The sequence below is a fragment of the Bordetella flabilis genome, assembly GCF_001676725.1.
GTDB lineage: Bacteria > Pseudomonadota > Gammaproteobacteria > Burkholderiales > Burkholderiaceae_B > Bordetella_C > Bordetella_C flabilis.
On sequence record NZ_CP016172.1, the window covers coordinates 3232070 to 3245290 of the forward strand.

A 13221-nucleotide genomic window follows, 5' to 3' on the forward strand; every position below is an offset into this window, starting at 1 on the left:
GTGCGACCGCATATGCCATGGCGTGCCCGTCGGGCGTCAAGGCCCCTCGCGCGCCTGCCGCCATGGCGTGGCCTTGCGTTCCATCCAGGCCACCGCGCCGAATAGCGCCAGGCCGATCAGCGCCAGCACGAATAGCGCGGCGAACACCCTGACGGTGTCGAAGGTCCCTTGGGCGGTCATGATGACGTAACCCAGGCCGCTTTGGGAGGAAACGAACTCGCCCACGATCGCCCCGACGAGGGCCAGCGAAATCGCCACCTTCATACCGGCCAGGATGGAAGGCAACGCGCACGGCAGCCTGACCTTGAAGAAAAAGTCTCGCCGCCTGCCCTTGAGCACGCGGCCCAGGTCCAGCACGTCCTGTGGCACGGATCGCAATCCGTGCACCGTATCGACGATGATGGCGAATACCGCGATAAGGAAAGCGATGGCGATCTTCGGTTCGGCGCCGGTTCCCAGCCAGATGACGAACAGCGGCGCCACGGCGACCTTGGGCACGCTGTTCAGCGCGACGATCAAGGGATACAGCACGCTTTCGAACCACCGCGATCCGACCAGCAGGACGGCAATGGCCACGCCGCCCGCGACCGACAGGGCAAACCCGGCCAGCGTGGTCATCAGCGTATAGGCGGCCTGGCCCGCATACCAGCCGGCATCGCCGGCCAGCTCCACCGCCACCTGCGACGGCAGCGGCAGCATGATGGGCTTGACGTGCAACGCCCGCCCCAATAGCTCCCACAGCGCCAGGAACAGCACGACGGAGCCGATCCCGGCAAGGCCATGCATGGCGGAGCGCCCTGGACGGATCATCGCCGGCCTCCCTCGTCGATCAGCCCCATCTCCTGGAACATGTCGCGGATGCGGCGCACGTAGCCGCCGAATTCCGGTGATTCACGCACCGCCAGCGGACGCGGCCGCGGCAGGTCGATGTGCAGCGTCTCCACGATACGGCCGGGCCGTGGCGAAAACACGATCACCGTATCGCCCAGGAAGACCGCCTCGGCAATGCCATGGGTCACGAACAGTACCGTGTTGCGCACTTCCATCCAGATGCGCTGCAGCTCGACATTCATCTGGTCGCGCGTCAGGGCGTCCAGCGCACCGAAAGGCTCGTCCATCAGCAGCAACCTGGGGTCGTCGACCAGCGCGCGGCAGATGGCCGCCCGCTGGCGCATCCCGCCGGACAGCTCACGCGGATAGCTGTCGGCGAAGTCCTGCAGCCCGGTCAGCGCCAGCAGGTCGCGCACTTTGCCGGCGTAGTCGCCGACGCGCTTGCGGGCAAATTCGATGGGCAGCAGGACATTGCGCCGTATGCTGCGCCAATCGAGCAACGCGTCGCGCTGAAACACCATGCCAATGCCGTCCGGCGGCCCCTTGACCGCCCAGCCGTCGACCCGCAGTTCGCCCGATGTGATGGACTCCAGTCCGGCCACGCAACGCAGAAAGGTGCTCTTGCCGCAGCCGCTCGGTCCCAGGATCGTCACGAAGCGCCCCGCCGGCAGGTCCACCGACACGGCGTCCAGGGCCTGCACGCCGCGCTCGCCGGGATAGTGCTTGCGGACGTCACGCGCGGACACCGCCCAGGCCGTCATCGTCCCACCATGGCGTCATAGCGTTCGGCATGGACCAGGTCCGGCACATAGAAGCTGGCCGGATCGGCGTCCGCGGGGATCAATCCCACCGACGACAGGGTCTTGACCGCCTGGACCCAATCGGCCGGCACGGGACGGCCAAGGCGGCTGCCCGCGGCCGGCGTACCGAAGTATCCCTTCAAGGCGTCGATCTGGCCGCGCAGCACGGCCTTGTTCAGGCGTGCCTGCGGGCGCTGCGCCAGGATGGCGGCCACCGCCTCATCCTCGTGGCCGGCGTAGATGTATTCCCAGGCGCGCGCCGTCACGCTGGCGAAGCGCGCGATCGCGTCGCCCCGGGTCTTGAGCTTTTCCTCGCTGGCGAACAGGCCGAAGCTCGGCATGTTGAGGCCGTAGTCGGCGAAGCGCACGGCCTGCGACGGCCGCGTCTGCGAAACGACGGGCAGGAAAAACGGGATCGTGGAGAACGCGGCGTCGGCGCGCCCCACCGCATAAGTGGATGCCTTGCTGGCCGCATCGACGTTGACCAGTTCGACATCGCCGCGCTTGAGCTTGCCGGCCGCCAGGAAAGCGTCGATGAACGGCGCCTCCAGCGAGCCCGCCGTATAGGCCACCTTGCGCCCCTTGAGCGCGGCCGGTCCGCCGATGCCGGAATCGGCGGGAACCAGCAGCCCGATATCGCTCTGGCGCGCGAACACCGCCACCGCCTTGACCGGCAGGCCCTTGTCGCGCGCGATCATCATGGAAGCGAGCGCGGCGTGGCCCACATCGAAGGCGTCGCTGGCGCCGACGATCTGCACGGTGGTGACCGAGCCGTTGCCGTCCTCCAGCGTGACATCCAGGCCAGCCTGCTTGTACCAGCCCTTCTGCTGGGCCAGGTGGAACGGCGCCTGCACGCCCCATGGCGTCCAGTCCAGGCGCACCTTCAGCGGCGCCACGTCCTGCGCGGCGGCCGCCGCGCATAGCGCCATGATGGCCACGCCGGCCAGCAGCCGGCTCCATACGCTTGCCTTAGCCTTATGCATCGGTTCCCCTTGCCAGATGAAACGCCGGCATGGCGCGCGGCATCAGACGCCGCGGCCGAACCAGCGCCGGATGCGCGCCCACAGCACGTGGAAGAACATGCCGGAGGCATTGAACGAGGCCGGCGCGGCATCGCCGCCGCCCTCCATGCGGGCCGCCACGTTGCGGCCGAAATCGGCGATCATGCGGCGCACGAAGTCCTGCACCAGCCCGGAACGCGAAAACTGCGCCAGCGGGCCTTGCAGGGAGTATGCAAGCTCGACATGGACGCGGGCACGGTCGGCGCCGGCAGCCTCCACGCGGTACACGATGTCGCCGTTGGCGCGCGATCGGCTCAGCGTATCCTGGCCCGCGCCGCGAAACACCGCCCGCATCGCGGCGTCGTCGCGCTCCAGCCGCGCGGCGCCGTTGAACGCCGCGCGCATGGGACCGAACTTGACGGACACCGTGCCCTTGACCCGTTCACCCTGCTGTTCTTCGATGCTCGCGCCGGGCAGGCAGGCCGCCACGGCGGGAAGATCCGCCATGAAGGCCCATACGCGCGCGGCCGGAAACGGCACATCGAACATGCCGTCGATCTGGTTGGTCTTGCCGGCGCCGGGCTGGGCCGTGGCCGGCGCGGTCCGCGCCGCCGTGCCCGCGGCCGCAGCGGATGCCGCGGCCGGTGCCCTGGGCGCCGAGGCGCCGGGTGGCATCGCCGCGCCGGACGGCGTTCCCGACACGGCCGGCGCCGCCGCGCCCATGCCCGCCGACGAGGCTGCAGCGCCACCCCGTGGCACGTCCGACCCGGACGGCGTGAACGCCATGAATACCCGCTGCCCCGGGACGGCGACCGGCGCCGCGCCGCGGCCCTGCGCCAGTGCCGCGCGCAAACCGTCGACGTCCGCATCGGGCTGTTCGCGCAGTTCGCGCAGCACCGACATGATGGCGCCCACGATGCCCATATATCCCGTGCAGCGGCACAGGTTGCCGGACAGTTCGACGCGCACGCGCGCCTCGTCCGCCTCCGGCAGCCGCAGCACGATATCGCGCGCCGTGGCCAGCATGCCCGGCGTGCAGTAGCCGCACTGCAAGGCGTGATGGCGGTTGAAGGCCTCGCGCAGCCGCCGCATGACGGGGTCGGCCTCGTAGCCTTCGATGGTGGTCACCCGCCTGCCTTCGCAGGCCACCGCGTAGGAGATACAGGACCGCACCGGCTCGCCGTCCAGCAACACTGTGCACCCGCCGCACACCCCATGCTCGCAGCCCAGGTGGGTCCCGGTCAGCCGCAGCCGGTCGCGCAGGAAATCGCCCAGGTGCATGCGCGGCGGAGCGTCGTCCACCACCGGCGCGCCATTCACTTCCATCGTCACTTGCGTCATTGTTATCGTCCTTCACCCGTCACCTGCGCCAGGCAGCGCGCGATGGCCGCTGCGTGCAGTTGCCGGTGTGCATCGTCCCGGTCGGGCATCACCGCCGCCACTTCCTGCGCGATGGCGCCCGCTTCCACGGCGGCGGCGCCGTCCTGCGCCACCTGCGCCGCCAGGGCCGGCAACAGGCGCGGCGGGCCATCCAGGGCGCCCAGCGCGATGCGCGCCTGGGCGCTGGCCGGATCGAACCAGGCGGCACAGCTGGCTTCGGCGAACTCGCCGGTCTTGCGGCAAAACTTGTAATAGCCCCAGCGGGACTGCGCGCCGGCGACCGGCACGCACACGCCCTGGATCAGCTCGTCGTCCCGCACGGCGGTCGTATAGGCGCCCTGCATCAGCGCGTCCGCGTCGACGACGCGCACCCCGTCGCTGCCCGCCAATTCGACACGCGCGCCGAGCGCCGCCATGACGACCACCCAATCCGCGGCCGGATCCGCGTGGGCCAGGCTGCCGCCGACCGTGCCCCGGTTGCGCACCGCGCGATATGCAATGCCGGCCGCGACCTGTTGGAGGGGAGAACCGCGCAGAATGTCGTGCACGCCGTCCTCGATCTGCGCGTGCGTCACCGCCGCGCCCACGCGGATGGTGTCGCCGTCGCGCTCCACGGCACGCAGCGCCTCGATGCCGGAAATATCGATGACCACCGCCGGCCGCGCCAGGCGCAGGTTCAGCATGGGGCCGAGGGACTGTCCGCCCGCCATCAGCTTGGCCAGCCCGGCATGGGCCTGCAGCGCGTCGATCGCCTGCCGGACCGACGTCGCGCGGATATAGTCGAATTTCGCCGCTTTCATGATGCTCCTCAGGCGGCGCGCGCGCGCTCGGTGGCCTGGCGCGCCTGGCCTTCGGCGATGGCCTGCAGTACGCGCACCGGCGTTAGCGGCGTATGCGCGAGCTCGGCCGCCCCGACTGCCCGCAAGGCATCGTTCACGGCGTTGAACAGCACGGCCGGGGGCGCGATGGCGCCGCCCTCGCCCATGCCCTTGGCGCCGAACTCGGTGTGCGGCGACGGCGTCTCGAAGTGATGCATGCGCATGTGCGGGATTTCCGTCGGGCCGGGCAGCATATAGTCGGCAAGCGTGGAGGCAAGGGGTTGGCCGTTGGCGTCATACGGCGTTTCCTCGTAGAAGGCCGTGCCGATGCCCTGCGCGATACCGCCCATGGTCTGCCCTTCGACCACCATGGGGTTGATCATGGTCCCGCAGTCCTCGACGACGACGTAGTCGAGGATCTCCACCGCCCCCGTGGCCGGGTCGACCGCCACCGTCGCCGCCTGGCTGGCGTAGGTAAAACAGCCGGTATCCACCTTGGGTTTGTAGCCCACGGTCACTTCCAGGCCGCTGGTATCGACATCCGCGGGCAGCAAATGCGGGCGCAGGTACCAGGCGTCGGCCACCTCGTCCATGGAGACCGAGCGGCCTTGCGCCAGGAAGCGCCCATCGGCCAGTTCGACGTCCGCCGGCGTGGCCTGCAACAGGTGCGCCGCGATATGGACCGCCCGCGGCAATAGGCGCTTGCAGGCCTGCGACACGGCGCCGCCGGACATGACCAGCGAGCGCGAGGCGTAGGTCCCGGTGGAAAACGGGGTCTGGCCGGTATCGCCGTGCACGACCTTGATGCGCGCCACGGGAATTCCCAGGATTTCGTTGGCGATCTGCGCGAACGTCGTTTCCATGCCCTGCCCGTGCGAATGCACGCCGACCCTGACTTCCAGCCCGCCGTCCGGCGTCACGCGCACGGTGGCCTGGTCGAATCCGGGAATGACCGGCGTGCCCCACGTGGCGAACACGGACGTCCCGTGCGCCGCCTGTTCGGTGTAGGTGGCCACACCGACGCCCAGCAGCCGCCCGTCGGCAAGCCCCTGCGCCTGGCGGGCGCGCACGCCTTGCGCGTCTATCATTTCCAGGGCCTTGCGCAGGCTGGCCGGATAGTCGCCGCTGTCCAGGTGCTTGTTCGTGACATTGACGTACGGCATCTGTTCGGGCTGGACCAGATTCTCCAGCCGCACCTCCCACGGCTCGCGGCCGACCTCGCGCGCGATGGCGTCCATGGTCAGTTCGATGGCGAAACACACGCCGGTGCGGGCCACGCCACGGTAAGGCACGAAACCCGGCTTGTTGGTGGCCACCGCGCGCGTCACGCAGCGGTAGCCCTTGAAGTTGTACGGGCCCGGCAGGTTGCCCACCGCCTGGCCGGGCTCCAGCCCGATGGTGAAAGGCCACACCGAATACGCGCCGCCGTCGACGGTGATGCGCGCGTCCAGCGCCAGCAGCTTGCCGCGCCGGTCGGCGTACGCCACCATCTCGTAATGGTGCTCGCGCGAATTCGCGCCCGCCGTCAGGTGCTCGCGGCGGTCCTCGATATAGCGGAACGGCCGCCGGTAGGTCTTGGCCAGCCAGGCCACGCACAGTTCTTCCTGCTGCAGCACGCACTTGTAGCCGAAGGCGCCGCCCACGTCCGGCGATATCACGCGCACGCGTCCCTGCTCCAGTCCCAGGGTCTGCGCCAGGATGCTGCGGATCATGTGAGGCACCTGCGTGGCGCTGTACACCACCAGCTGGTCGCCCTGGTGGTCCCAGTAGGCCAGCACGGCCTTGCCTTCCATCGGCACCATGCACTGGCGCGCGAGACGCATCTGGCGCCGCACGATCACGTCGGCCTGGGCGGCGTACGCGTCGAACTCCCTGTCCGCGTTCAAGGTGACGAAGACATTGTCCTTCCACTGGTCATGCACCAGGTTGTCCGTGGCGGCCTGCGCGGAAAACACATCGGCATAGACAGGCAGGTCTTCATAGTCGACATCGATGAGTTCGGCATGGTCTTCCGCCTCGGCCCGCGTGGGCGCGAAGGTCATGGCCACCGGCTCGCCGACGAAGCGCACCTTGCCGCTGGCCAGCGGCGGCTGCGCCGACGACTGGTAGGTGGGCAGGCTGGAATCCGCGACGATGTCGGCCGCATCGGCCATCTGGTCGCGCAGGATGACACAGCCCGCCACGCCAGGGTCGACGCGGACGTCGACGATACGCGCATGGGCCAGCGGGCTGCGCAGGAAGGCGACCTCGCACAGGCCCGGCATCGCCATGTCGGCGACGAAATTTCCCTTGCCGTGCAGGTGTCGGGCGTCCTCCTTGCGTGGCACGCGCGCCCCGATCCCTTCGGGCTTGCCGGCGCGCGTCCCGTGCGCATGTTCCGTCGTCATCCTGTCTTTCCTCCGCCTATCTACTTGGCTTGAGCGCGCGCCACCTCGGCGAACGTGTAGTTGTCCAGCGCGTTTTCGGCCACGCGGAACCAGCCCGCCTCGTCTTGCTGGAACTTTTTCCAACCGGGATACAGGGCCTTGAAATCCGGGTTCCTGGCCGACAGATCTTCCCAGAGCTCCTGCGACGCCTTGTACGCCGCGTCCATGACTTCCTTGGGAAAATACCGTACCTTCGCGCCGTTGGCGATCAATTGCCGCAGGGCCTGCGGGTTGCGGGCGTCGTAGTTCGCCAGCATCTTCATGCTCTGCTCGCCGGCCGCGCATTCGAACGCCGCCTTGTACGATTCCGGCAGCGCTTCCCAGGCCTTGTCGTGAACCATGCTGGTAATCGAGGCGCTGCCCTCGAACCAGCCCGGCGCGTAGTAGAACGGCGCGACCTTGTCGAAGCCCAGCTTGGCGTCGTCATAGGGGCCGATCCATTCGGCCGCGTCGATCGTGCCCTTCTCCAGCGCCGGGTAGATATCGCCCGGCGGAATCTGCTGCGGGATTACCCCGAGCTTGGACAGCACCATGCCGCCGATGCCGCCGATGCGCATGTTCAGCCCGTTCAAGTCCGCAACCGACTTGATCTCCTTGCGATACCAGCCGCCCATCTGCACGCCGACGTTGCCGCAGACGTGGTTGACGATGCTGTACTTCTTGTACAGCGCGCGCAACTGCTGCAAGCCGCCGCCATAGTGGATCCAGGCATTGTGCTGGCGCGCGTTCAGGCCGAAGGACAGGCCGGTATCGAAGGTCAAGGCGGTGTTCTTCCCGATATACGCGGTACTGAGGACGTGGTTGCATTCCACCGTACCGTTGCTGACCGCGTCCATGTTCTGTGCCGAGGGCACCAGTTCGCCGCCGGGAAACGGGCGTATCTCGAACTTGCCTTCCGTCAATTGCGAGACGCGCTTGCAGAGTTCGTCCGCCGAGCCGTAGATGGTGTCCAGGCTCTTGGGCCAACTGGTGGACATGCGCCAGCGCACGGCAGGATTGGCTTGTGCCAGGGCCGGAGCGGCCACGGCGGCGAGGCCCGCGCCCGCGGCGCCGGCTGCCTGCGTAAGGAAACGGCGTCGTTGCATAAAGACTCCTTGATCGTAGAAAAAGAGTGCCGCGAGCGAGGCGGAAAACGTGGAAAAAAAACGTAAGTACACTGACCTGTTAGTCAGCATACTGACAGAGTTTTTGAGTGTCAACGATGATTACCCCTGTATTCGGGCGATCCCTGATGCGCACGGAAAACGCGCGCCACGGTGGTTCACGCCTGCATCGTCCTGGCGCATCGCCGCACCATTTCAACCCTATAAATACGAGGTGGCGCGGTATGTCGCCGGTTTTCCGCGCGCATACCCGGAGCGGCGATGCGGGTACTGCCGCCCCCCGGGAAATCCCTAGGACGTGGCATGTTTTTATGGGCAGTACACTGAACACATTTATTCAGCATACTGACGAGAACACGATGAACTGGATAAGAATCGCATCCGCGGATGCACTGGACGACGACGAAGTGATGGCGGTCGACGCGGAGGGCCGGCAGTTCGCGCTGTATCGCAGCGACGGCGAGTTCTTCCTGTCCGACAACATCTGCACCCATGCCCATGCACTGCTGTCGGATGGCTACCTGGAAGACGGCTGTATCGAATGCCCTCTGCACCAGGCGCGCTTCGATATCAAGACGGGCAAGGCGCTTTGCGCCCCTGCCACGCGTGACATCCGCGTCTATCCCGTGAAGGTCGACGGCGATGCGGTGCTGGCCGACCTGGGCGAATAGACGTATGGCTCAACCCGCCTCCATCGTTATTGTCGGCGCCGGCCAGGGCGGCGCCATGGCCGCGGCGGCCCTGCGCGGCCTCGGTTATGGCGGCCGGCTCACACTGGTGGGCCGCGAGCCGCATCCGCCGTATGAACGGCCGCCCCTGTCCAAGACCGTGCTGCGCGACGCGCAGGCCGAGGCGACGGGGACGATACATCCACCGGCGTTCTACGCCGAACAGGACATCGCGCTGATCCAGGGCATCGACGCCGTGGCCCTCGATCGCGGCCGGCGTGAGGTCCGCCTCGCCAACGGCACCGCCCTGCCCTACGATCGCTGCCTGCTCGCGACGGGGGGCGACGCCCGTCAATTGCCGGCCACGCCGCGGGGCACCCCGGGCGTGCACTATGTACGCACATTGGATGATGCGCGCCGCTTGCGCGACGGCCTGCGGCCGGGCGGGCGTGTCGTCATCGTCGGCGGCGGATTCCTCGGGCTGGAGGTGGCTTCCACGGCCCTGGACGCCGGTGCCGATGTCGCGCTCGTGGAAACCGCCGACCGCTTGATCGCCAATGCGCTGCCCGCGCCCATTTCGGCCTGGCTGGCCGCGCGCGCGACCGCGGCCGGCGTCGCCTTGCACCTGGGCGCCCGCATCGCTTCACTGGCCGCGCACGGCACGCAGGCGCCGGCCGGCCTGGTGCTGGACGATGGCCAGGCGCTGCACGCCGACGCCATCGTGGTGGCCATCGGCCTGGTTCCTGAAGTCGGCCTGGCGCGCGCCGCCGGGCTGGAACTGGACCCGCAGAACGGCGGCGTTCGCGTCGACGCGCACTGCCGCAGCTCGGACCCGGACATCCTGGCGATCGGCGATTGCGCCAGCCAGCACCGCGATTGCCTGGGCCGCCATGCGCGCCTGGAGTCATGGCAGAACGCCAATGAACAGGCGCGCGTGGCGGCCGCCGTCATGCTGGAACAGGAACCCACGCCCGCGGCCTACCCCTGGTTCTGGACCGACCAGTTCGGCTGCAATATCCAGATGCTGGGCCTGCCCGCGGCCGACCTGGCCTACGTATGCCGCGGCAGCGCCGAGCCGGGCGCGCCTGCTCCCAGGCTGGTCTGGCTGGGCCATCGCGACGGCATCCCGGTGCACGGCGTGGCAGTCAACGCGCCCGGCGACCTGCGCCAGTTGCGCGTGCTTTTCGAACGAGCGGTGCCCATCGACCCGGCCGGCTATGCCGACGAATCGACCGCGCTGAAACCCTGGATCAAGGCCTGCCAGCAGGCCGCCGCGGCGGCGTAATACCGGCCGGCGCTTACGCATACGCGAGGAGCTTTTCATGTACCAATCCCAAACCGTCATCGGCCGCACCGAGTCCGACAAGGACATCGACCTGGCGCAATGCGTCTGGCCCGAGGACGCGCTGCACGCCATCCCCGATTGGGTCTATACCAGCAATGCCGTCTACGAGCGCGAAATGGAGCGGATCTTCCGTGGAAGGACGTGGAACTACGTCGCGCTGGAAGCCGAGATTCCCAACGCCGGCGACTACAAGCGTTCCTACGTCGGACCGACGCCCGTGGTGGTATCGCGCGCCGAGGACGGCTCGGTGCATGTCTTCGAGAACCGCTGCGCGCACCGGGGGGCGGAATTCTGCCGGCACGGCCAGGGCAATACCAGGGAATTCGTCTGCCCTTACCACCAATGGTCGTATGACCTGAAGGGCAACCTGCAGGGCATCCCGTTCAAGCGCGGCGTCAACCGCGAAGGCGGCATGCCCAAGGACTTCCGCAACGACGACCATGGCTTGCGCAAGCTGCACGTGACGACGCGCCACGGCGTGGTGTTCGCCTCGTATCGAGACGACGTCGAACCCATCGACGAATACCTGACGCCGGAAATCCTGGCCGACTTCGATACCGTCTTCCCCGGCAAGAAGCTGACCATACTCGGTTACTACCGGAACGAATTGCCGTGCAACTGGAAGATGTACCACGAGAACCTGAAGGATCCCTACCACGCTACCCTGCTGCATTCCTTCCTGGTGGTCTTCGGCCTGCTGGTCGCCGGCAATAAATCCGCCATGCTGGTCGACGCCGCGCACGGCCGCCACGGCACCATGGCGTCGGCCAAAAGCGAAGACAAGTACGCGAAGGTCAGCGACGAGAACAAAAAGGAAATGCGGTCCTTCCACGACGGCCTGCGCCTGCGCGACGACCGCTTCCTGGAATTCGTCAAGGAGTTCGATTCCCCCTGGTCGGTCACCATGCAGACCGTCTGGCCCAACCTGGTCGTGCAGCGCGAGATGAACACCCTGGGCGTTCGGCATATCGTGCCGAATGGACCGGACAGCATGATCATGCAGTGGACGATGTTCGGCTATGAGGACGACACGCCGGAGATGACCCGCCACCGGCTGCGCCAGGGCAACCTGATGGGGCCGGCGGGCTTCCTGGGGCTGGAGGACAACGAAGCCATGAAGTTCGTGCAGGAAGGCGTGCGCCGGTCCACCACGGACGTGAACGTGCTGAAGCTGGATTCCGGCAAGCTGGGTACCGCGACCAACCTGATATCCGAGTCGGCCATCCGCTCGATGTACCGTTACTACCGCTCCGTGATGGAACTATGAGAACACAATTCCCCTATGCCCCCCGCCGCATCGATCCGGCCCGCGCGATCGCGCTGCGCCAGGAGATCGAGGAGTTCAACGCCGACTATTGCGCAGCGCTGGACGCCAACGAGATAGAAAGCTGGCCGGATTTCTTCACGGAAGACGCCCTGTATCGCGTGACGTCGCGCGAAAACGCGAACCGCGGCTTGCTGGTGGGGCTGGTCTACGCAGAAGGCCGCGACATGATGCACGACCGGGCGGTGGCGATTTCCCGCACGCAGATGTTCGCGCCGCGCTACATGCGCCACCTGGTCGCGAACACGCGCGTCATTGATGAATCCGACGCGGGCATCGAAGCGCAGTCGTCCTTCCTGCTGATGCAGACGCTGGTCGAAGGGCCGACCACGCTGCACCTGGCAGGGTTCTACCACGATGTCTTCGTGCGGAACGAAGGACGGTTGAAGCTGAAGGAACGCCAGGTCATCTACGACACGGAGATCCTGGCCAACGACCTGGTGTATCCGGTATAGCGGCGGCTCGGGCAGGCGTGGCTCATGCCTGCCCTGCCAGGTCGAAGGTTCCGCTCATCGCACTGGCGCATCGGCCTCCGACTCGCACCGACGGCACGCCGTCCATCGTGTCATAGTGCGCCAGCAGCAGGCTGGGCCGTCCCATGTCCACGCCCTGCCGCACGCGCAAGCTCAGGCGCGGCGCCGATGCCAACGCGGCCAGCAATGCGAGGGTCGCGCCCGTGGCGCTGCCGGTGGCGGGATCCTCCGTCATCCGCGCCGTGAACATCCGCGACTGCAGGTCGCATGCAGGCCCGTCGCGGTCGGCGCCCGTATCGCGCGTATACGCGTAGATCGACACGGCGCCATCGAGCGGCAATGTCGCCTTGTAGGCGACCGGGTTCGGCGTGCAGGCGCGCAGCGCGTCGCGCGATGCCAGCTCCACCACCAGGAATGGCAATCCCACCGAGACGACCTGCGGGCGGTGCGCGTCCTGGCGGATACAGGATGGGTCCAGGGACAGGCATGCGGCGACCTTCTCGGCGGCCACTTCCGCGCGCCGCGACAAGGGCTCCGGCGCGGTGAGCTCTCCGCCCACGACGGTGTCGCCCTCCTTGATCTGCCGCACCGGGACCAGCCCCGCGCCTTCCTCGAAAAGCAGCGTCTGCGGCAACGCGGCGCCCGCGTCCGCCGCCTGCCGTGCGAGGACGAAAGCGGTACCGATGTTGGGATGACCCGCGAAGGGTATTTCGCGCGATGGGGTGAATATCCGCACCCAGGCGGTATGCGCGGGATCGCGCGGCGGCAGCACGAAGGTCGTCTCGCTGTAGCAGAATTCCGCCGCGATGCGCTGCATCTGCTCCGTGGACAGCCCTTCGGCGTCGAGCACGACGGCGACCGGATTGCCCTCGAACGGGGTATCGGAGAACACATCGGCCGTCACATAGCGGCGTTTCATGGCGTTCTTGCTCCCTGGCAACTTGCGACTGGAAGCAGGATGATATCGCGCCGCCGCCCTGCCCTGCCTTACCGCGACAACCGGTACGGCGGGACGCATCCGGAAGCGGTCAGAAGCGCTCGGCGGCGTCCAG

At 67.7% G+C, this 13221-nt stretch carries 12 protein-coding genes; 4 read left to right on the plus strand and 8 right to left on the minus strand.

What is annotated here, in order from left to right:
• Positions 1-36: 36 nt before the first annotated feature.
• From BAU07_RS14125 to BAU07_RS14155, 7 genes are read right to left on the minus strand one after another with little or no spacing between them, the layout of a single operon-like run.
• Positions 37-810: an ABC transporter permease gene (locus BAU07_RS14125; protein WP_066658862.1), complete on the minus strand. Its 774-nt coding sequence runs from the start codon at positions 808-810 to the stop codon at positions 37-39.
• Positions 807-1592, minus strand: coding sequence for an ABC transporter ATP-binding protein (locus BAU07_RS14130; protein WP_066658863.1), 786 nt, complete (start codon positions 1590-1592; stop codon positions 807-809). Before BAU07_RS14130 ends, BAU07_RS14125 begins: the two co-directional genes overlap by 4 nt.
• Positions 1589-2614: an ABC transporter substrate-binding protein gene (locus BAU07_RS14135; RefSeq protein WP_084025757.1), complete on the minus strand. Its 1026-nt coding sequence runs from the start codon at positions 2612-2614 to the stop codon at positions 1589-1591. Before BAU07_RS14135 ends, BAU07_RS14130 begins: the two co-directional genes overlap by 4 nt.
• A gap of 42 nt (positions 2615-2656) precedes the next feature.
• On the minus strand, positions 2657-3979 hold the full coding sequence (locus tag BAU07_RS14140; RefSeq protein ID WP_066658865.1) for a xanthine dehydrogenase family Fe-S subunit: 1323 nt from the start codon (positions 3977-3979) through the stop codon (positions 2657-2659).
• Positions 3976-4812 carry an FAD binding domain-containing protein gene (locus BAU07_RS14145; RefSeq protein WP_066658867.1) on the minus strand — a complete coding sequence of 279 codons (837 nt, stop codon included), beginning with the start codon at positions 4810-4812 and terminating at the stop codon, positions 3976-3978. Before BAU07_RS14145 ends, BAU07_RS14140 begins: the two co-directional genes overlap by 4 nt.
• 8 nt (positions 4813-4820) lie before the next feature.
• The gene (locus tag BAU07_RS14150; protein ID WP_066658869.1) at positions 4821-7217 is read right to left on the minus strand and encodes a xanthine dehydrogenase family protein molybdopterin-binding subunit; all 2397 of its coding nucleotides are present in this window, start codon (positions 7215-7217) and stop codon (positions 4821-4823) included.
• A gap of 20 nt (positions 7218-7237) precedes the next feature.
• Positions 7238-8341 (minus strand): TRAP transporter substrate-binding protein, encoded by a 1104-nt coding sequence (locus BAU07_RS14155; protein WP_066658870.1) that lies wholly within the window; start codon positions 8339-8341, stop codon positions 7238-7240.
• 377 nt (positions 8342-8718) lie between these two features.
• On the opposite strand from BAU07_RS14155, the gene BAU07_RS14160 reads away from it, so the two are divergent.
• Genes BAU07_RS14160 through BAU07_RS14175 form a run of 4 tightly spaced genes read left to right on the plus strand, consistent with a single transcriptional unit; the run spans position 8719 to position 12151 of the window.
• Positions 8719-9030 (plus strand): non-heme iron oxygenase ferredoxin subunit, encoded by a 312-nt coding sequence (locus BAU07_RS14160; RefSeq protein ID WP_066658871.1) that lies wholly within the window; start codon positions 8719-8721, stop codon positions 9028-9030.
• A gap of 4 nt (positions 9031-9034) precedes the next feature.
• Positions 9035-10312 carry an NAD(P)/FAD-dependent oxidoreductase gene (locus BAU07_RS14165; RefSeq protein WP_066658872.1) on the plus strand — a complete coding sequence of 426 codons (1278 nt, stop codon included), beginning with the start codon at positions 9035-9037 and terminating at the stop codon, positions 10310-10312.
• A gap of 37 nt (positions 10313-10349) precedes the next feature.
• Positions 10350-11639: an aromatic ring-hydroxylating dioxygenase subunit alpha gene (locus tag BAU07_RS14170; RefSeq protein WP_066658873.1), complete on the plus strand. Its 1290-nt coding sequence runs from the start codon at positions 10350-10352 to the stop codon at positions 11637-11639.
• Entirely contained in the window at positions 11636-12151 is a 516-nt protein-coding gene (locus BAU07_RS14175; RefSeq protein WP_066658876.1) for an aromatic-ring-hydroxylating dioxygenase subunit beta, read from the plus strand. Before BAU07_RS14170 ends, BAU07_RS14175 begins: the two co-directional genes overlap by 4 nt.
• A gap of 22 nt (positions 12152-12173) precedes the next feature.
• Here BAU07_RS14175 and BAU07_RS14180 read toward each other — a convergent pair whose 3' ends face one another.
• Positions 12174-13088, minus strand: a complete 915-nt coding sequence (locus BAU07_RS14180; RefSeq protein WP_066658878.1) for a PhzF family phenazine biosynthesis protein — start codon at positions 13086-13088, stop codon at positions 12174-12176.
• Positions 13089-13221: the final 133 nt, after the last annotated feature.